This window comes from Frankia sp. AgKG'84/4 (assembly GCF_023242965.2).
Classification (GTDB): Bacteria; Actinomycetota; Actinomycetes; order Frankiales; family Frankiaceae; genus Frankia.
Genome location: NZ_JALKFU020001103.1, coordinates 1 through 1,355, shown reverse-complemented (window position 1 = coordinate 1,355; position 1,355 = coordinate 1). Strand labels below are relative to the sequence as shown.

The 1,355-nt window shown below is 73.1% G+C and carries 2 protein-coding genes; one reads left to right on the top strand and one right to left on the bottom strand.

The window, feature by feature from the left end; translation table 11 throughout:
- Positions 1-221: 221 nt before the first annotated feature.
- The gene (locus tag MXD58_RS27655; protein ID WP_248840633.1) at positions 222-536 is read left to right on the top strand and encodes a hypothetical protein; all 315 of its coding nucleotides are present in this window, start codon (positions 222-224) and stop codon (positions 534-536) included.
- Positions 537-636: 100 nt separating this feature from the next.
- On the opposite strand, the gene MXD58_RS27650 is transcribed toward MXD58_RS27655, so the two are convergent.
- Positions 637-1,050, bottom strand: a complete 414-nt coding sequence (locus MXD58_RS27650) for a hypothetical protein (protein ID WP_248840632.1) — start codon at positions 1,048-1,050, stop codon at positions 637-639.
- Positions 1,051-1,355: the final 305 nt, after the last annotated feature.

Genomic DNA, 1,355 nt, shown 5'->3' with positions numbered 1-1,355 from the left:
GCGAGTGCACCGCGGTTCACCATGATCGGCGAGTGCACCGCGGTTCACCATGATCGGCGAGTGCACCGCGGTTCACCGGCCGGGCTCGGGGCCCGGCCGGTGGGGGCGCGCACGTTCCTGCCAGCTCGCATCGGGTGTCCATCGACTGGGACCAGCGGGCCGGCCGAACGCGACGTTGGGCCTCGCCCGTGGATGCCGATCCGGGCGTAGCGTCCGTGGTCATGTCCTCGCTACGAACCGCACCCGTCGTCGCCGCGAGCCTCATCGGCGGATACGCCGCCGCCCGCCTGAGCGGACGCCGCGAGCTGGCCGGCGTCGTCCTGGCCGTGGGCGGGACCGTCTGCGGACGGTCCTGGCTGCGCAGCCGCGGTCCGGTGCTGACCGGGACGCTGCTCGGCACCTACACCGCGGCCTTCGGCCTGGCCCATCCCCTCGCGAAGAAACTCGGCGCCTGGCCGTCGGTGCTCTTCGTCAGCGCGGCCGCGGCGGCCGCCACCCACGTACTGGCCGACCGGCCCACCGCCAGCGGAACCTGACCGACCACCCCCTCCGAGCCAGCCACGCGGCCTCGCGCCGTCCGTCCAGAGCGAAGCGGCGCCCCGCACGCCCGGGGGCGCCGCTTCGCCGTTTCGGTCCTCAGGCCGTGCCGACGGTGGCGGTCACGGCGCGCAGCAGTTCGGCGAGCCGTTCCCACGCGGCGCGGGCCGCGGCGGCGTTCTGCTCGCTGGGCGGCGCGGAGGCGAGCAGTTGCACCGTCTTGACCGCCGCGTACAGGTAGAGGGGGCGGCCGCGCCACACGGTGAGCAGGGGGTAGGTCTCGGCCAGGGCACGGTGCACGACCCGGTGCAGCGCGATGTCCGGGCTGCGCTGGCCGATGTCCATGCGGTGCAGGATCGTCACGGCGGCGTCGATCTCGTCCATGTCCGGTACCCAGGCGCCGATCGCCAGCGCTCCGATGGCCTCCTCGTACGCGTCCAGGGCGGCCACCACCGGATACCCGCCGCCATGGTGCACGGGTGGCGGAGCCCAGTCGTCGTCATCGTCGGTCACCCGACCACCGTCCCTCACGGGAACCCCGCTGGGACGAACAGTGGCCAGACCCATATAGATTGATGAATTTATTTCACTGAACGTTGATGGGACGAGCAAAAAAAGGCGCACCTAGGATTATCGCCGAAGACCGGCCAGGCTTCGTCCCCCGCCCGGCACCGGCCCGCCGCGGGGCGCGGGTACCGGCGCGGGCAAGCTCCGCCGCGGTGGCACCAGCTGGCGGTGGGAGGCCCCCCGATCGGGTGGACGGCGCCGGCTGGGAACATCGTCGCCATGGGACCGAGCCGGCGGACGCTGCTGCTGGC